Origin of the sequence: Rhodopseudomonas palustris (assembly GCF_003226555.1) — a bacterium.
In the GTDB taxonomy this organism is placed as follows: Bacteria; Pseudomonadota; Alphaproteobacteria; order Rhizobiales; family Xanthobacteraceae; genus Rhodopseudomonas; species Rhodopseudomonas palustris_I.
Genome location: NZ_QKQS01000013.1, coordinates 251,176 through 269,007 on the forward strand (window position 1 = coordinate 251,176; position 17,832 = coordinate 269,007).

General features: G+C 66.3%; 15 protein-coding genes and 1 tRNA gene. 5 read left to right on the forward strand and 11 right to left on the reverse strand.

The genetic code is table 11. The features are described 5' to 3' along the window. Positions 1-252: 252 nt before the first annotated feature. The 5 genes from clpX to DNX69_RS08905 all read right to left on the reverse strand — a co-directional run bounded on the left by clpX (position 253) and on the right by DNX69_RS08905 (position 5,604). Positions 253-1,527, reverse strand: coding sequence for an ATP-dependent Clp protease ATP-binding subunit ClpX (gene clpX, locus DNX69_RS08885; RefSeq protein WP_110785646.1), 1,275 nt, complete (start codon positions 1,525-1,527; stop codon positions 253-255). A 388-nt stretch (positions 1,528-1,915) separates the two neighbouring features. Further along, positions 1,916-2,554, reverse strand: a complete 639-nt coding sequence (locus tag DNX69_RS08890; RefSeq protein WP_110785647.1) for an ATP-dependent Clp protease proteolytic subunit — start codon at positions 2,552-2,554, stop codon at positions 1,916-1,918. Positions 2,555-2,863: 309 nt separating this feature from the next. Further along, positions 2,864-3,832, reverse strand: a complete 969-nt coding sequence (locus DNX69_RS08895; protein ID WP_110786033.1) for a DNA-methyltransferase — start codon at positions 3,830-3,832, stop codon at positions 2,864-2,866. A 178-nt stretch (positions 3,833-4,010) separates the two neighbouring features. Beyond that, a complete protein-coding gene (gene tig, locus DNX69_RS08900; protein ID WP_110785648.1) occupies positions 4,011-5,369 on the reverse strand; it encodes a trigger factor in 1,359 nt (452 codons plus the stop codon). 150 nt (positions 5,370-5,519) lie between these two features. Further along, a tRNA-Leu gene (locus DNX69_RS08905) sits at positions 5,520-5,604 on the reverse strand. A gap of 150 nt (positions 5,605-5,754) precedes the next feature. Here DNX69_RS08905 and DNX69_RS08910 point away from each other — a divergent pair. Next, entirely contained in the window at positions 5,755-7,080 is a 1,326-nt protein-coding gene (locus DNX69_RS08910) for a multicopper oxidase family protein (RefSeq protein ID WP_110785649.1), read from the forward strand. Positions 7,081-7,124: 44 nt separating this feature from the next. On the opposite strand, the gene DNX69_RS08915 is transcribed toward DNX69_RS08910, so the two are convergent. Further along, positions 7,125-8,624: an NAD(P)H-hydrate dehydratase gene (locus tag DNX69_RS08915; protein WP_110785650.1), complete on the reverse strand. Its 1,500-nt coding sequence runs from the start codon at positions 8,622-8,624 to the stop codon at positions 7,125-7,127. 401 nt (positions 8,625-9,025) lie between these two features. On the opposite strand from DNX69_RS08915, the gene DNX69_RS08920 reads away from it, so the two are divergent. From DNX69_RS08920 to DNX69_RS08935, 4 genes are all read left to right on the forward strand, one after another. Beyond that, positions 9,026-9,364, forward strand: a complete 339-nt coding sequence (locus DNX69_RS08920; RefSeq protein ID WP_011158515.1) for a P-II family nitrogen regulator — start codon at positions 9,026-9,028, stop codon at positions 9,362-9,364. 87 nt (positions 9,365-9,451) lie between these two features. Then, the gene (gene glnA, locus DNX69_RS08925) at positions 9,452-10,861 is read left to right on the forward strand and encodes a type I glutamate--ammonia ligase (protein ID WP_110785651.1); all 1,410 of its coding nucleotides are present in this window, start codon (positions 9,452-9,454) and stop codon (positions 10,859-10,861) included. Between the two features lie 166 nt (positions 10,862-11,027). Beyond that, positions 11,028-11,786 carry a CerR family C-terminal domain-containing protein gene (locus tag DNX69_RS08930; protein WP_110785652.1) on the forward strand — a complete coding sequence of 253 codons (759 nt, stop codon included), beginning with the start codon at positions 11,028-11,030 and terminating at the stop codon, positions 11,784-11,786. Beyond that, positions 11,783-12,394, forward strand: coding sequence for a hypothetical protein (locus DNX69_RS08935; protein WP_110785653.1), 612 nt, complete (start codon positions 11,783-11,785; stop codon positions 12,392-12,394). Before DNX69_RS08930 ends, DNX69_RS08935 begins: the two co-directional genes overlap by 4 nt. Positions 12,395-12,535: 141 nt before the next feature. Here the strand turns inward: DNX69_RS08935 and DNX69_RS08940 are convergent, their stop codons facing one another. From DNX69_RS08940 to DNX69_RS08960, 5 genes are all read right to left on the reverse strand, one after another. Next, the gene (locus tag DNX69_RS08940) at positions 12,536-13,813 is read right to left on the reverse strand and encodes an adenosylmethionine--8-amino-7-oxononanoate transaminase (protein WP_110785654.1); all 1,278 of its coding nucleotides are present in this window, start codon (positions 13,811-13,813) and stop codon (positions 12,536-12,538) included. Further along, entirely contained in the window at positions 13,810-14,448 is a 639-nt protein-coding gene (gene bioD / locus DNX69_RS08945; protein ID WP_110785655.1) for a dethiobiotin synthase, read from the reverse strand. The genes DNX69_RS08940 and bioD overlap by 4 nt, the downstream gene beginning before the upstream one ends. After that, entirely contained in the window at positions 14,445-15,575 is a 1,131-nt protein-coding gene (locus tag DNX69_RS08950) for an 8-amino-7-oxononanoate synthase (RefSeq protein ID WP_110785656.1), read from the reverse strand. Before DNX69_RS08950 ends, bioD begins: the two co-directional genes overlap by 4 nt. 146 nt (positions 15,576-15,721) lie before the next feature. Continuing rightward, positions 15,722-16,279, reverse strand: a complete 558-nt coding sequence (locus DNX69_RS08955; RefSeq protein ID WP_110785657.1) for a hypothetical protein — start codon at positions 16,277-16,279, stop codon at positions 15,722-15,724. An 89-nt stretch (positions 16,280-16,368) separates the two neighbouring features. Then, positions 16,369-17,799 (reverse strand): amidase, encoded by a 1,431-nt coding sequence (locus DNX69_RS08960; protein ID WP_110785658.1) that lies wholly within the window; start codon positions 17,797-17,799, stop codon positions 16,369-16,371. Between the last annotated feature and the right edge of the window lie 33 nt (positions 17,800-17,832).

Consider the following 17,832-nt stretch of genomic DNA (forward strand, 5'->3'; position numbering starts at 1 on the left):
GTCCGGTCTTCTCCGGCCGGTCAGGGCCTCGGTCTCCGGAATGATGGAGGCGAATCCTGAAAACGCTTGTCATCGCCGAACGATTAGGTGGCTATCCGGCGGTGGGGTGTCAAGTCGTGGAAAACGCAACGATTTGTCGGGCTTTCGCGCAGCATGTCGATGCACGGAAGCGGGCCGCGACACGTCGGCGACGGCCCATCTCGATCGTTGCCGGCGGCGGCCACAAGGCCGCCGCTTCGGCGCGGGGCGCCGTTAGGCGCTAGCGCTGCTCTCGGCCGCACGATCGGTGCGGTCGGCGTAGATGTACAGCGGCCGCGCAGTGCCTTCGACGACTTCGCGCGAGATCACCACTTCCTCGACGCCTTCCAGGCCCGGCAGGTCGAACATGGTCTCGAGCAGGATGCTCTCCAGGATCGACCGCAGGCCGCGGGCGCCGGTCTTGCGCTCGATCGCCTTGCGGGCCACCGCGCCCAGCGCCTCGTCGGCGAAGGTGAGCTCGACGTTCTCCATCTCGAACAGCCGCTGGTACTGCTTGACCAGCGCGTTCTTCGGGTCGGTCAGGATCTTCTTCAGCGAGTTCTCGTCGAGGTCTTCCAGGGTGGCAACCACCGGCAGACGGCCGACGAATTCCGGGATCAGGCCGTACTTCAAGAGATCCTCGGGCTCGACGTGGCGGAAGATCTCACCGGTGCGGCGATCTTCCGGCGCCAGAACCTGCGCCGCGAAGCCGATCGACGTGGTCCGACCGCGCGACGAGATGATCTTCTCGAGGCCGGCGAACGCACCACCGCAGATGAACAGGATGTTGGTGGTGTCGACCTGCAGGAACTCCTGCTGCGGATGCTTGCGTCCGCCCTGCGGCGGCACCGAGGCGACGGTGCCTTCCATGATCTTGAGCAGCGCCTGTTGAACGCCCTCGCCCGAGACATCGCGGGTGATCGAAGGATTGTCCGACTTGCGGCTGATCTTGTCGATTTCGTCGATGTAGACGATGCCGCGCTGCGCCCGCTCGACATTGTAGTCGGCCGCCTGCAGCAGCTTCAGGATGATGTTCTCGACGTCCTCGCCGACATAGCCGGCTTCGGTCAGCGTGGTCGCATCCGCCATCGTGAACGGCACGTCGAGGATCCGCGCCAGCGTCTGCGCCAGCAGCGTCTTGCCCGAGCCGGTCGGACCGATCAGCAGGATGTTCGACTTCGCGAGCTCGACGTCGTTGTGCTTGGTCTGGTGGTTGAGCCGCTTGTAGTGATTGTGGACGGCGACCGACAGCACCTTCTTGGCGTGGTTCTGCCCGATCACGTAGTCGTCGAGGACCTTGCAGATTTCCTTCGGCGTCGGGATGCCGTCGCGCGACTTCACCAGCGAGGATTTGTTCTCCTCGCGAATGATGTCCATGCACAGCTCAACGCACTCATCGCAGATGAAGACCGTGGGGCCAGCGATCAGCTTGCGGACCTCGTGTTGGCTCTTTCCGCAGAACGAGCAGTACAGGGTGTTCTTGGAGTCGCTCGTGCCGACCTTACTCATTTCTATCTCCGTCCGCCGTTCGGTCTTTTCCGGTCATCGCCGGGCCCGGGGCGAACCGGGTCGACGAGGTCTAAGGGAGCAAAATCCGTACCAGAAAAGACCCCCGCATCAGTCTGGTCGCGAACCGCGACCGAGTTCGAATCCCCCAAGCACTTTCGTCGATCAGGTTCAGCCAATCAGACTGGCACCCGTCTATCAAGAATTCGCTAATCGGCCGGGAGCCGGCCGACGTGACAATAGCGTGATTTGCTGCGTTTGCGCGACCCTTGGTCGCTGAAATCAACGCAGCGTTGCGCCGTAGTCACGCGGGATCCCGGCACGAAAGCGGAACATTGGGGCTTTCCTGTGAGAAGCCCGAGGTCGGAAATCCGACCCCGGAGGTCTCTGCTCAGGCGGCCTTCGGGGCCGGCGAGGGATCTTCGGGGCGCTTCTCGATCACCTTGTCGACGATACCGAACTCCCTGGCCATCTCGGCGGTCAGGAACTTGTCGCGTTCCAGCGCATCCTCGATCGCCTTGTAGGTCTGCCCGGTGTGGTGAACGTAGATCTCGTTGAGCCGCTTCTTCAGGTTCAGGATCTCCTGGGCGTGCAGCATGATGTCGGTGGCCTGGCCCTGGAAGCCGCCGGAGGGCTGATGCACCATGATCCGCGCGTTCGGCAGCGAGAACCGCATGTCCTTGTGCCCGGCGGCGAGCAGCAGCGACCCCATGGAGGCGGCCTGGCCGGTGCACAGCGTCGACACCGGCGGGCGGATGAACTGCATGGTGTCGTAAATCGCCAGACCCGACGTCACCACCCCGCCCGGCGAGTTGATGTACATCGAGATTTCCTTCTTCGGATTTTCCGCCTCGAGGAACAAAAGCTGCGCGACGATCAGCGTCGACATACCGTCTTCGACCGGGCCGGTGACGAAAATGATTCGCTCTTTCAGGAGGCGCGAGAAGATGTCGTAGGCTCGTTCGCCGCGGTTGGTCTGCTCGACCACCATCGGCACGAGGTTCATGTAGGTTTCCACCGGATCGCGCATAAATCACCTGAGGGTTGTCGTAGGCGACAGCTCGCGGGAGCAACAAAAACGGCTCCGCCGCAGGCGTTCGCCCCGTGATGCAGGACGTGAAGCGAGGTCACAGATATGAGCCGATTGCGCGGCGACAAGGGTGGGCCCCGTTTCCACCCCTGAGTTGATACCGATTCGGCCAGTGCCGGCAAAACCGACGAACGGCTTTTCGCCCCATCGGGACGGGTTTCGCGCCGGATCGTTAACGGCGCCCTCGCCCGCGGCCGGGCTCGTCGGGCGTCCAGCGTGGGAGCAAACACGCTGTTCGAAGCGGTAGGATCACAGCAGAGTCTGCAGCCGATCGTTCGCAACGCGCGCGTAGCGCGGATCGATCTCGACCCCGACGAAACGGCGCCCGAGCTGCTTGGCCGCCAGCAGTGTGGTGCCGCTGCCGGCAAACGGGTCGAGAACGATCTGGCCCGGCTGAGTGGTCAGCTCGATCAGCGCCGACATCAGTTGGAGCGGCTTCTGGGTCGGGTGCAGGCCGCCCTCGCCCGGCGCGAATCCGCTTCTGATGATGTTGTCGGGCCGCTCGAAGTGCCGGACGAACGCCTCTTCGTTGTAGGCACCGACGCCGTGCTCGAGCACGTTGTCGGCGATCGTGACGCGATACGGCTTGAAGCACCAGATGATCGGCTCGAACGACGGCCGCAAGTTCCCGACCCGCCAGCCGTCCCACAGCGCCGCGGACTGCACGTCGCCGCGGCGCTCGAACACGATGCTGAGCCGCTGCGCGCGGTGCGGAGCTCTGTCACGCACCCACGCCAGCATGTCGCGATAGTTGAAGCCGGCATCCTCCAGCGCCGCGATGCCCCGGTGCATCAGGCGGCGCCCGGCGAACACGATCGCGGCCCCGCCCGGCTTCAGCACACGCAGCCATTCGCCGGCCCACGAGCTGCACCACTCGTAGTACTCCCGCGGGATCGCACGGTCAGCGTCCGACCAGCCGTTGATCGGTTTGCCGCGCTTCTTGAAGATGGCGCCGGCCTTCTCCTGCGCGGGGCTGTTGCCCAAGTAAGCGGAGTTGGTGTTGGAGTGGAGTACGTCCCAGTCGTCGACGCCGATCCCGTAGGGAATGTCGCTCAGGATCAGGTGCACCGAATTGCTCGGCAGCTTCTTCAGCGCCGCCAGACAGTCGGCATTGTGAACAACGTCCAATTCCAAGTCCGAAGCCCCGATCGAGTCCTCGGACCTGAGAATGTCGCTGCGCCGCTTCAACGGTGAGAAGTGTGGGACGGGCTCGGCCATGAATGGACCCTGCGGCACGGTGGACTCTGCCGGCGAATCGTCAATACCGCCGGGCCGCATCTTTGCGCGCTCCGCGCGTTGCGTCGACCGATTGCATCGACGCCCCTGCCACTGATGCAAAACGGCCGCCGCGACGGATGTCGCGACGGCCGCCAGAACTGAGCGCGAAGACGACGGATCAGGCCGTGGTCTTGTCGTCCTCCTCCTTGTAGAGCTCCTCGCGGGTGACCGGCTTCTCGGTCACGTTGGCGAGCTCCAGGATGAAGTCGACCACCTTGTCTTCATAGATCGGAGCGCGGAGCTGGGCGACCGCTTCCGGATTCGAGCGGTAGAAGTCCCAGACTTCCTTCTCACGGCCCGGCATCTGACGGGCCCGCTCGATCACCGCGCGGCTGACTTCGTCGTCGGTGACCTGGATCTTGTTCTTCTCGCCGATCTCCGACAGCACCAGGCCGAGACGGACGCGGCGGTCGGCGATCTTGCGGTACTCTTCCTTGGCGGCGTCCTCGGTGGTGTTCTCGTCCGCGAAGGTCTTGCCGGTCGACTGCATCTCGGAATTGATCGAGCGCCACATCACCTCGAACTCCTGTTCGATCAGCGACGGCGGCGCATCGAACTTGTGGGCTTCGTCGAGGCGGTCGAGCAGCTGGCGCTTGACCTTCAGACGCGCCGCGCCGGCGTATTCGGCGGCGAGCCGGGCCTTGGCGGCTTCCTTCAGCTTGTCGAGCGATTCCAAGCCGAGGGTCTTGGCGAACTCGTCGTCGATCGTGGTTTCCTGCGGCGCCTCGAGCTTGGTCGCGGTGGTTTCGAACTCGGCCGGCTTACCGGCCAGCGTCTCGCTGGCGTAGTTGGCCGGGAATGACACCTTGATGGTGCGGGTCTCGCCCACCGCGATGCCGACGAGCTGATCCTCGAAGCCCGGAATGAAGCTGGCCGAGCCGATCACCACCGGGATGTCCTCGCCGGTGCCGCCGTCGAACGCGACGCCGTCGATGGTGCCCTTGAACGACACGGTGACGCGGTCGCCGGTCTCGGCCTTGGCGCCCTCGGCCTTGTCGGCATAGGCGCGGTTGGATTCGGCGATGCGCTTGATCGCTTCATCGACGTCCGATTCGCCGACCTCGACCACCGGCTTCTCGACCGAGAAGCTCTTGAAGTCGGCCAGTTCGATCGCGGGGACGACTTCGATCGCCACGGTGTAGTTGAGATCGGACTTGCCCTCGAGGATGTCCTCGATTTCCTTCTGGTCCTGCGGCATCGTGATCTTCGGCTCGGTGGCGAGGCGGAAGCCGCGCTCCGTGAAGATGCCGTCATTGGTGTCGCGGACCAGCTTGTCGATGGTCTCGGCAGCGACCGAACGGCCGTAGACGCGCTTCAGGTGAGCGGTCGGCACCTTGCCCGGACGAAAGCCGTTGAGGCGCACCTTATCCTTCAGATCGGCGAGCTTCTCGTCGATCTTGGCGTCGATGTCCGCAGCCGGGACACTGACCTGGAATTCGCGCTTCAATCCGTCGGCAACGGTTTCCTTGACCTGCATGGCGTCAATCTTCTTCTCTTGGCTCCGGCCGAAGGACCGGAAATGGTCGAACTGTGCGATGGGGCCTCGCGGCCTGCATCAACGGGGTGGCGGACATCCGTCCTGGCGGACGGCCCTCCGAAAAAATCGTCATGAGCAAAAGCACTTGCGTGGTGCGGGCGGAGGGACTCGAACCCCCACAACTTTCGTCACTGGAACCTAAATCCAGCGCGTCTACCAATTCCGCCACGCCCGCGAAGAGCATCATGTCCGGCCGCGATGCCGCGGGCGGCGGCTTATAACATGACATATAGGGCCCGCATCAAGAGAAACCCGCAGCTTTTGCCAGCCGCGGCGGGCGGCCGCAGACTGGACAGCGGACAGCGAACATGGTCCGCATCGAACGATGACCGATCAGCCGCCCGCCCTGTCCCGCCGCACCTTGCTCGCCGGCCTCAGCGCCGCAACGATTGTGCCTGTGTTCCGGATCGGCGACGCCGCTGCAGCGCCGGCGCACAAATCAGTGGTGATCCGCGCCGCGCCGGGCAGCGTGGTGTTGAAGCCGGGAGCGGCGGCGCTGACGCGGCCGTCGCTGACGCTCGACGCCCCGGCTCTGACCCGCGGCGACGAGGTCGCAGTCCAGTTCGACAACCAGCTCGATCAGCCGGCGCTGCTGACGCTGCGCGGCCTCGACGGCGCTGCCGCTGCCGAACCGCTGGTCAAGACCAAGCCGGTGCCGGCCGGCGGAACCGACCGGTTTCTGCTGACGCTGCGCTCGGCCGGGACCCTGATGGCCGACCTGCGCTTGACCGCCGACGCCGGTTCGGCGCCGATGCCGGCGCTGCCGCTGGTGGTCCGCGAGCCCGAGCCGCCGCAGGCCGACGGCGATCAGGTGGTGCTGATCGAGGATTTCCGGCTCGGCGAGGACGGCAAGCTGCGGCCGTCAGGGGTCGATGTCGGCGCTACGCCGTGGCTGTACACGGTCAACGGCAAGCCGTCGGCGGAGTTCACGCTGCGCACCAATGGCCGATTCAGATTCCGCTTCATCAATGCCTGCCAACGCAATGTGGTCGCGCTCCGAATCGAGGATCACAATGTCTGGGTGATGGCCCTCGACAGCCAGCCGGCCGAGCCGTTCCTGGCGCGCGGCGGAGCGCTGGTGATCGCCGCCGGCGGCCGGGTCGACGTCCTGATCGACGCGCTGAAGCCGCCCGGATCGAGCGCCGCGATCACGCTGCACGACGGCGGCAAGCCGGTTCCGCTGGCCCGGCTGGTCTATTCCGGCGAACCGCCGCTGCGCCCCGCACCGCTGCCGCAGCCTGCCCCGTTCCCGGCCAACGGGCTGCCGGCGCAACTGCCGCTCGGCGGCGCGCTGCGCACCGAGCTGCTGCTCGGCGCCCTGGTCAATGCCCAGCTCGATTGGTTCGCGCCGGACAAGTTCAATCCCGCCGCCGGACCGGCGTTTCAGGTCAAGCGTGGCCGCACCGTGGTGCTGGCGCTGACCAACCACGCCACCTACCCGATGGTGTTTCACCTGCACGGCCACCATTTCCGGCTGCTCGACCGGCTCGATGACGGCTGGAAGCCGTTCTGGCTCGACACCCTGGCGATCGACGCCGGCCAGACCCAGCGGATCGCCTTCGCGGCCGAATATCCGGGACTGTGGCTGATCGAGGCCTATGCGGCGAAATGGTCGGAGCCACGCTTGGTGCGCAGCTATCTCGTGACTTGAACCAACGGTTCCAGCCCTCTGCAGAACCAGGACTCTTTCAGACCTCAGTACTCGATCCCGAGGGCGTCATAGAGCCGCCGGTGTACCGCCGGCAGGGTCTCGGTCAGATCCTCGGCGATCAGGCCGGGACCGGCTTCGCAGGCCGCTTCGCCGTGCATCCACACGCCGATGCAGGCCGCCTCGAACGCCGGGACGCGCTGCGCCAGCAGGCCGGTGATGATCCCGGTCAGCACGTCGCCCGAACCGGCGGTCGCCAGCCAGGGCGGCGCATTGCAGGCGATCGCGGCCCGCCCGTCCGGCGCCGCCACCACGGTATCGGCACCCTTGAGCAGCACAACGGCGCCGGAACGCTGCGCCGCGACGCGCACCCGTTCAAGTTTCGAGCGAAGTGGATTTTTGTTGCTCATGTCGCTGAACAGCCGAGGGAATTCACCCTCGTGCGGGGTCAGGACAACCTGTGGATTGGCTGTGGATTTGACCGCCTCGAACAGCTCCTCGGGGCGCCCGGCGAAGCTGGTCAGCGCATCCGCATCGAGCACCAGGCCGGCACCGGCCGCCAGCGCCGCCAGCACCTTGCCCTGGGTCGCCTCGCCGATCCCTGCCCCCGGCCCGATCCCGATCGCGTTGAAGCGCCGGTCGGCCAGCATCGCGCCGAGCTCGCCGGCGGTGTCGACCGGCCGCACCATCACCGCGGTCAGCGCCGCGGCGTTGACCGCCAGCGCCTCGCGCGGCGACGCCACCGTGACGAGGCCGGCGCCGGCGCGCAGCGCCCCGCGCGCGGCCAGCCGCGCCGCCCCGGTCTGCGACAGTTCGCCCGACACCACCACGGCATGGCCGCGGCCGTATTTGTGGCCGTCGGCGCGCGGCACCGGGAAATCCTGCAGCCACAAATCGGAATCGTTCTCGAACGCCTGCGGCCGGATCTCGCTGAGCACGTCGGGCTCGATGCCGATGTCCACCAGCCGGACCCGGCCGCAATGCAGCCGGCCCGGCAGCAGCAGATGGCCGATCTTGCGGCGAAAGAACGTCACCGTCTCGTGCGCCCGGATCGCCGCCCCCATCACCGCGCCGGTGGCGCCGTTGATGCCGCTCGGCAGATCGACCGCCAGCACCGGCACGCCGGCGGCGTTGACCGCCTCGATGATCTCCAGCGCCTGATCTTTGACCGGGCGGTTGAGGCCGGAGCCGAACAGCGCGTCGATGATCAGGGCCGGCGCGCCGATCGACTGGGTCAGGAACGGCAACAGCGGCCCCTTCCACTCCCGCGCCGCCAGCGCCGCATCGCCCTTCAGCGCATCCCGCTCGCCCAGCAGCATCACGTGCACCGTGCGCCCCAACGCAACCAATTCGGTAGCAGCGATCAGTCCGTCGCCGCCATTGTTGCCGGGACCGGCGATCACCAGGATCGGCCCTTCGTCGGCCAGCTCGATCGCCGCCTGGGCGACGTGGCGGCCGGCGTGCAACATCAGCGCGAAGCCGGACGACCCGCCGGCGATCGTCAACAGGTCGGCGCGGTCCATTTCAGCGGGCGTCAACAGTTCCATGCCCAATTCCCGGTACACTCGCCTGTGACGAAGGCAGCGCGGCCCGCGCGGCTCGTCACATGCACAACAGATGAGCTAATTGCCCTCAAATTAATCAGATAGAGTGCCTTCAGCGTTTCCGCAGTGGGCCATGCGCTCCATTAATATCCTGATAAGGCTTCACAATCAGTCACCCTAGCAAATTGGCACGGACCCTGCTTTTACGGAAGCCAGTTTCGATCCCTCGCGCTCGCCTCTCGCAGGCGGGGTCGGCGCGATCGTCTCCGAGTGCCGACCGGGCGGGACTTGGGGGCGATGTCGCTCACCCAATCGGCCGCGGTGTCATCGATCAACTGCGCAGCGTCGCGCAATCTGGCATACACATGCCGACTCACGACGTGGGAAGTCCGGGGAGAGTGTAAGTGAAGAAGATCGAAGCCATCATCAAGCCGTTCAAGCTCGACGAGGTCAAAGAGGCGCTGCAGGAAGTCGGATTGCAGGGGATCACCGTCACCGAAGCCAAGGGCTTCGGCCGGCAGAAGGGCCACGCCGAACTGTATCGCGGGGCGGAATATATCGTCGACTTCCTCCCGAAAGTGAAAATCGAGATCGTGATCGCAGACGACCTGGTCGAGAAGGCGATCGACGCGATCCGGCGCGCGGCCCAGACCGGCCGCATCGGCGACGGCAAGATTTTCGTTTCCAACATTGAAGAAGCCATCCGCATCAGGACGGGCGAATCCGGACTGGACGCCATCTAAGCGCCGGGCCTATCACCTCGCCTGCTCGAATCACCTGGCGGCCTGTCCGGCCGCCGTTTCACGACGACCCGAAGCAAAGGGGTACTCATGACGACCGCTAAAGAAGTCCTGAAATCCATCAAGGACAACGACGTGAAATACGTCGACCTGCGTTTCACCGATCCGCGCGGCAAGTGGCAGCACGTTACTTTCGACGTGTCGATGATCGACGAGGACATCTTCTCGGAAGGCACGATGTTCGACGGCTCCTCGATCGCCGGCTGGAAGGCGATCAACGAGTCCGACATGACGCTGATGCCCGATCCGGCGACCGCCACGATCGATCCGTTCTTCGCAGAGACCACCATGGTGATCACCTGCGACATCCTCGAGCCGTCGACCGGCGAGCCCTACAACCGCGACCCGCGCGGCATCGCCAAGAAGGCTGAAGCCCAGGTCAAGGCGCTCGGCATCGGCGACAGCGTGTTCGTCGGCCCCGAGGCCGAATTCTTCGTGTTCGACGACGTCCGCTATTCTGCGAACCCGTACAACACCGGCTTCAAGCTGGACTCCTCCGAACTGCCGACCAACTCGGACACCGAGTACGAGGGCGGCAACCTCGGCCACCGCATCCGCACCAAGGCCGGTTACTTCCCGGTGCCGCCGCAGGACTCGGTGCAGGACATGCGCTCGGAAATGCTCGGCGCGATGGCCAAGATGGGCGTCAAGGTCGAGAAGCATCACCACGAAGTCGCGTCTGCCCAGCACGAGCTCGGCATGAAGTTCGACACCCTGACCCACATGGCCGACCAGATGCAGATCTACAAGTACTGCATCCATCAGGTCGCCCACATCTACGGCAAGACCGCGACCTTCATGCCGAAGCCGGTGTTCGGCGACAACGGCTCGGGCATGCACGTGCACCAGTCGATCTGGAAGGACGGCAAGCCGACCTTCGCCGGCAACAAGTACGCCGACCTGTCGGAGACCTGCCTCCACTACATCGGCGGCATCATCAAGCACGCCAAGGCGATCAACGCCTTCACCAACCCGTCGACCAACTCCTACAAGCGTCTGGTCCCGGGCTATGAAGCCCCCGTGCTGCTGGCCTACTCGGCCCGCAACCGTTCGGCCTCGTGCCGTATCCCCTACACCACCTCGCCGAAGGCCAAGCGCGTCGAAGTCCGCTTCCCGGACCCGATGGCCAACCCGTATCTCGCCTTCGCGGCGATGCTGATGGCCGGCCTCGACGGCATCAAGAACAAGATCGATCCGGGTCCGGCGATGGACAAGGATCTGTACGACCTGCCGAAGGAAGAGCTGAAGCAGATCCCGACCGTTTGCGGCAGCCTGCGTGAAGCGCTCGAAAACCTCGACAAGGACCGCGCCTTCCTCAAGGCCGGCGGCGTGTTCGACGACGATTTCATCGACGCCTTCATCGAGCTGAAGATGACCGAAGTGGCGCGGTTCGAAATGACCCCGCACCCGGTCGAGTTCGAGATGTACTACTCGTACTAATCGCGTCGGCGACATCACTCAGGGAGAAGGCGCTCCTCGCGGGGCGCCTTTTTCTTTGCCCGTCGGCGACCCGCGCCTCGGTCCGCAGGTCGCCGCCCCCGGGTTGATCCAGCTCAAAGCCTCATTCATTCGAATGAATTAATCGGATGAGCATGAGGCGACCGCAATGAAGTCCGACGGACACGCAGCACCGCTCCGCATCACGCCGCTGTACGGCGGCCACAGCCGCGACACCCGCACCCGAATGATCGAGGCGGCGATCGAGGTGTTCGGCTCGGTCGGCTACGACGGCGCCACCACCCGCCAGCTCGCCGAGCGGGCAAAAGTCAATCAGGCGGCGATCCCCTATCATTTCGGCGGCAAGCGCGAATTGTATCTCGCCGCCGCGCAGGCGATCGCCGACTACATGCGATCCCGGATCGAGCCGCTGATCGATCAGCTCCGCACCGCCGCCACCGACCCGGTCCGCCATATCGATGCGGTGGTGATGCGCTTTTTTCAGTTCATCGCCGGCGACGAGGAGCCGGAAGCCTGGACGGTGTTTTTCGTCCGCTGCGAGCGCGACGCCGACGATGCTTTCAGGATCATCTATTATCAATCGGTCGCGCGGTTTCAGGCCGCACTGATCGCCGAAGTGGCCGCCGCCACCGGGCGTTCGCCGGACGACGAGGACCTGAAAGTCCGGGTCGCGATCGTGCTCGGCGCGATCTCCAACTTCCGCACGCTGCGCAACGTCATGCTGAGTTCACTCGGCTGGGACACATTCGACACCGCGCGGAAGCGGACGGTCGAGATGGCGGTGCGGCGGCTGGCGCTGGCCGAACTGCTCGGCATCCGCGCCGAGGACCAGTCAGGCGCCCCGTCCCCACGCTCTGCCGCCGAAGCCTCACCAGCCTTCACCGACCTCGAAAGGAGGATCTCATGACCAAGCCCGATCTCGCCCAAGCCTATATGGAATGGACCAAGCAGAAGCTCGACGAGTCGGCCGCGACCCTGGCCAAGGTCGAGGAAACGGTCGCCAAGCTGAGCGACGCCTCGAGCGCGAAAGCTGAGGAAGCGCTGGCCCAATTCCGCGCCGCCCGCGACGACTTCCAGACCAAGGTGACGGCCCTGCAGGCCGATCTGGGCGAGTCGAAGCAGGTCACGGACGCGGCGCTGGCGGCGGTCTCGGCGCAGTGGAACGAGGTCGAGCTGGCGTTCCAGAAATTCCTCGGCACCGCCGGCGATCAGGCCAGCGTCGTCAAGGATGCGCTCGCCGCCCGCGCCGAAGCGCAGCGCCAGGCGTTCCTGTCGTCGCTGGAGACGATCCAGACCAGCGCCGCCTCGGCGCTCGAACAGGGTCGCAAGGAAATGGAATCCTCGCTGCGCCGCTGGACCGAAGAGACCGAGAAGACGCTCGGCCCGAAGCTGAGCCAATTATCGGCCGCCGGCGACGAGACCTGGAACGCGCTGAAGGCCGGCCTCGACGAGACCGCCGCGGTTTACGAGAAGACCTGGGCGCGGATCTCGCAGGCGTTCACCACGAAAAAGTAACAGCAACCAATACATCCAAGCGTCATGGCCGGGGTCGTCCCGGCCATCCACGTTCTTGATCTACGCAAGCCTAAGGCGTGGATGTCCGCGACAAGCGCGGGCATGACGGGTTGCGCAATATCTTGCTCATCAAATCACCGCTCAGCTCAGCGTGCCGCCTCGCGCCAGCACCTCGGGTGCCGCAGCGATGGCCTCATACACCGCCTCGATCTCCGCCGCCGTGCTGCAATACGGCGGCATCAGGTAGATCGTGTTGCCGAGCGGCCGGACCAACAGGCCGCGGGCGATGAAGTAGGCGTACAGCCGCGGCCCGATATCGGCGAGATAGCCGCTGTCGCCGACGTCAAGGTCGACCGCCGCGATGGTGCCGATCTGGCGCACGTTGGCGAAGCGCGCATCGTCGCGGAAGCGGTCCAGCGCGCGGGCGTGAACGGCAGCGAGATCGTCGATGCGCTGCTGCACCGGCTCGCTTCCCCACACCTGAAGATTAGCCAGCGCTGCGGCGCAGGCGATCGGATTGGCGGTGTAGGAGCTGGAGTGGAAAAACGTCTTGCGCCGGTCGGTCGAATAATGCGCGTCGAAGATCTCGCGCCGGCACATCGTCACCGCGAGCGGCACCGAACCGCCGGTCAGACCTTTCGAGTAGCAAGCAATATCGGGGACGACGCTCGCCTGCTCGCACGCGAACAGCGTGCCGGTGCGGCCCCAGCCGGTCATCACCTCGTCAGCGATCAGCAGCACGCCGTGCGCTTTGCAGATCCGCGCCATCTCGGCCAGCACCCAGGGCGGATAGATCAGCATGCCGCCGGCCCCGAGCACCAGCGGCTCGACGATCAGCGCCGCCACCGCCTCGGCACGGCACGCCTGCTCCAGCGCGTCCAGCGTCGCCTGCTCGGCGCCGGCGCGCGGGAACGGCAGCCGGCTGACGTCGAACAGCAACGGATCGTAAGGCGCGTTGAACACGCCGCGCTCGCCCACCGACATGCCGCCGATGGTGTCGCCGTGATACGCGCCCTCCAGCGCCAGGATGCGCCGCCGGCTCTCGCCGGAATGCAGCCAATAGCCGAGCGCCATCTTCAGGCCGACCTCGACCGACGTCGAACCGCTGTCGGAGAAGAACACATGCGTCAGCTCCGGCGGCGTGATCTCGACCAGGCGCCGCGCGAGCTGTTCGGCCGGCGGATGCGTGAAGCCGGCGAAGATCACCTGATCGAGCCGGTCGGCCTGCTGCTTGATCGCCGCGATGATCGCCGGATGGCGGTGGCCGTGTGTCACCACCCACCACGAACTGATGGCGTCGAAGATCCGGCGGCCGTCCTCGGCTTCGAGCCAGGCGCCCTCGCCGCGCACAATCGTCGGCGTCTCGCCCTGCACCGCATGCTGGGTGAACGGATGCCAGACCGGCGATGTGTCCCTCATGATGCGTCTCCAACAAAATCGCGCTGATCGAACGCCGCGGCAAATGCCGCCTTCAGCGCAGCGGCATCGAGCGTCGCCAGCCATGGCAGCCGGCCGAGCCGACGGGTGCGGCCGAGCTCGGCGATGATCTGTTCGGAGTCGGCATTTTCCTCACCGAGGAACGCGACGCCGAGCAGCGGAATATCACGTGCCCTGATCGCCTCGATCGACAGCAGCGTGTGGTTGATGGTGCCGAGCGAGGTCCGCGCGCACAACACCAGCGGTGCGCGCCAACGCGCGAACACATCGATGTAAGTGACCTCGCGCGTCAGCGGCACCATCAGCCCGCCGGCGCCTTCGATCACCAGCGGCCGCGGCACGTCCGGCAGGCCGAGCGCGTCGACGTCGATGCCGACGCCGTCGATCGCGGCGGCGAGATGCGGCGATGCCGGCGTCTTCAGCCGGTAGCGCTCGGGCAGGATACGCTCGGCGGCCAGCCCCGACAGCCGCTGCACCGCGCAGGTGTCGGTCTCGTCTTCGAGGCCGGACTGCACCGGCTTCCAATAGGCTGCGTCCAGCGCGCCGGCGAGCGCGGCGGCGAACACCGTCTTGCCGATGCCGGTGTCGGTGCCGGTGACGACGATGCGGGCGCTCATCCGGCAGCCCTCATGTCCTCGGCGAGGCCGTCGATCAGCGCTCCGACCACCTGCTCCGACAGATTGGCGCTCAGTGCGATCCGCAGTCGCGCAGTGCCTTCGGGCACGGTCGGCGGCCGGATCGCGCGGACGTCGAAGCCGCGCCGCTGCAGCGACGCCGCAAGCGCCACCGCGGTGCGGTTGGCGCCGACGATGATCGGCAGGATGTGCGAGCCCGACGAGGTGATGCCGCAGCGCTGCTTCAGTTCACGATCCGCAAACGCGACCAGCGCGGCGAGCCGCTGCCGCCGCTCGGGCCGGGTGCGACTGATGGTGAGCGCGGCCCGCGTCACCGCCGCGATCAGCGGCGACGGCGCGGTGGCGAAGATGAACGGCCGCGCCCGGTTGACCAGGAAATCGCGCACGATCCGAGGCCCCAGCACGAAGCCGCCCATGGTGCCGAGCGCCTTGCCGCAAGTGTGCAGCGTGATGACGTTGGGCCGTCCCTCGAACGCCGCCGCCAGCCCCCGCCCCTCCGGTCCGACCACGCCGGTGGCATGCGCCTCGTCGATCACCAGGATGGCGTCGTGCCGATCCGCCACCGCGAGAAAGTCGGCGATCGGCGCGCTGTCGCCGTCCATGCTGTAGACGCTCTCGATCGAAATCCAGGCGCGCCCGCGCGCACCGCCGGCGCGCCACTGCCGCAGCCGCGCGTCGAACGCATCGACGTCGTTGTGCGGCACGCTCTCGCATGCGGCCCGGCCGCGGCGCATGCCTTCGTGCACGCTGGCGTGGATCAGTTCGTCGTACAGCACCAGATCGCCGCGCTGCGGCAGCGTCGCGAAGATCGCATGATTGGCACCGAAGCCGCCGCCGAGATACAGCGCGCTCTCGGCGCCGAAGTAATCGGCCGCCTCCGCTTCGAGCGCTTCGTGCTCGTCGTGATTTCCCCGCAGCAGCCGCGAACCGCCGGCGCCGATCGGCACGCCGCGTGCGATCGCATCTGCCGCGGCTTGGCGCAGCTCGTCCGACTCGGCGAGGCCGAGATAATCGTTGGAGGTGAAGTCGACGCCGGCGCGCGGCTGGAGCGAGCGTCGCCGGCCGGCGTCGTCGAGCGAACGCAGATCGGCTTCGAGGCTCTGATACATCGCTGATTGTCCTGGAGGTGCGGCCGATCGATCCGCGCAACGCGGCGAGCGGCCCTGCCTGCCGTCACAGGTGAGGAAGTTCGACAACACGCGACCGCGGCGCGACGACGGATCGCGCCGCTGCGGTCGGTCGGTGCGAGCCTTGCTTAGCGCTCGGCGTCGGGTTCGTCACCGTCTTCTTCATAGCCCCGCTCTGAGGGGCCCATGACGATCTCGTTGCGCAGCGCTTCGAACCGCCGCCGCGTCTCGGCATCGCGGCTCTCGATGAAGGCGATCGCCTCGGCCCGCGGCATCGGGCCGGCCGTGATCGGATGCACACTGGCCCCGATGGTCTCGTCCACATAGTAGCCGCGCTCGTCGCGGCGCAGCCGCCATTTGAAGCGCAGCGCGTCGAGCGGTCCCGGTCCCTCGCGGGTATAGCGCTCGAGATCGTCGTCCACAGGATCGGGCTCGGGCGCCTCGGCATCGCGCTGCGCAGCACCGCCAGCCTCGGCGGGGTGCTCAGCCGACGGCTGATCGGATTCGGTCTCGGCCGCTTCCACCTCGTCAGTCGCGGGTTGTTCGCCGGACTCGGCGGCCCGCTGCGAGGCGTCGGACGAATCCCCCTCCGATACCGCTTCGTCGCGCTTGTCCGCGGCGTCGGGCTTTTCGAAGATGCTCGCGATCGCCGCGAGGGCTTCATCCGTTGGGTCGTTGGCAGTCAATACAAGGCTCCCCCAGCTCAGGCACGAAGAAAACACCTCGGCCGAGCACGTCAACGCAGACAATGGTCGCTGGTTTCTATTTTGTGTGGCTATGTCGAGGCACAGACCGGCGGACGTCGGGTTTTCCACGGCCGTTCGCGTTCGAGTTGTGCAGCGAGACGGAGCAGCGTCGCTTCTTCGCCGAACCGGCCAGCGAACATCATCCCGATCGGCAGCCCGCTCGCACTCCACGCCAGCGGCACTGACATCGCCGGTTGTCCCGACATATTAGCAAGGCTGGTCCCCGGAATGTACCGGCGCAGCGTCGGGCTGATGCCGGACAGGTCGCGCGCCATGGTGTCGAGCTCGCCGATCCGCAGCGGCAGTGCGCACAGCGTCGGCGACAGCAAGATATCGACGCCTGTGAAGAAATCGGCCAGCGCCCGCGAAATCTGAAACGCGGCGAGCTCGGCGGCGCAGTAATCGACGCCATTCGCCTTGCGCGCATTGGCGGCCGACGCCAGCGTCAGCACTTCGAAATCTCGCTCGGTCATCGGCCGACCGAAAGTCTGCTCGGCGAGCCGCACCGCAAGCCCGGTATTGCAGGCGACAATGGTGGCGATCACTTGCGCCGGATCGGACGGCAACACCGGCGCGCGCTCCTCGACATGATGGCCGAGGCCTTCGAGCAGCTTGGCCGTATCACGCACCGCCGCGGCGATTTCGGGATCGATCGGATCGCCATAGGTCGAGCGATCGGTGAACGCGATCCGCAACCGCCCCGGATCGCGGCCGACTTCGTCGGCGAACGGCCGCTCCGGTGCTGGCGCGACATAGGGGCTCGACGGCTCGGGGCCGTGCAGCGCGTCGAGCATCACAGCGCTGTCGCGCACGCTGATACTCACGACATGGCCGCAGGCGAAGCCGCCCCAACCGGCGCCGCGATCCGGCCCGATCGGATTGCGCGCCCGGGTCGGCTTCAGCCCGAACACGCCGCAGGCCGAGGCCGGAATCCGGATCGAGCCGCCGCCGTCGCTGGCATGCGCCACCGGCAGAATCCGCGCAGCGACCGCGGCCGCAGCGCCGCCCGACGAGCCGCCGGACGAATGATCGAGATTCCAAGGATTGCGGGTCGGGCCGTGCAGCCGCGACTCGGTGGTCGGCATCAGGCCGAATTCCGGGCTGGCGCTCTTGCCGAACACGGTGACGCCGGAATTCAGAAACCGCTGCGCCAGCGTGCCGGTGTGGGGCGCGACGAAATCCTTGTACAGGCTGGCGCCGAACGTGGTGCGGGTGCCGACGATCAGATCGAGATCCTTCAAGAGAAACGGCACGCCGGTGAACGGCCCCTGCGGCAGGCCGGCTTCGATCTGCTTGCGCGCGTAGTCGTCGTGGCGGACGACGACGGCGTTGAGCTTGGGATCGACCGCCTCGGTGCGCGCGATCGCCTCGTCGAGCAATTCGCCCGCGGTCACCTGCTTGCTGCGAACCAATTCGGCGAGGCCAACACCGTCGTAATTGTCGTAGTCCTTGAACGCCATGATGGGCCTTCCCCCGAGGCTTGTTTTGGTGAT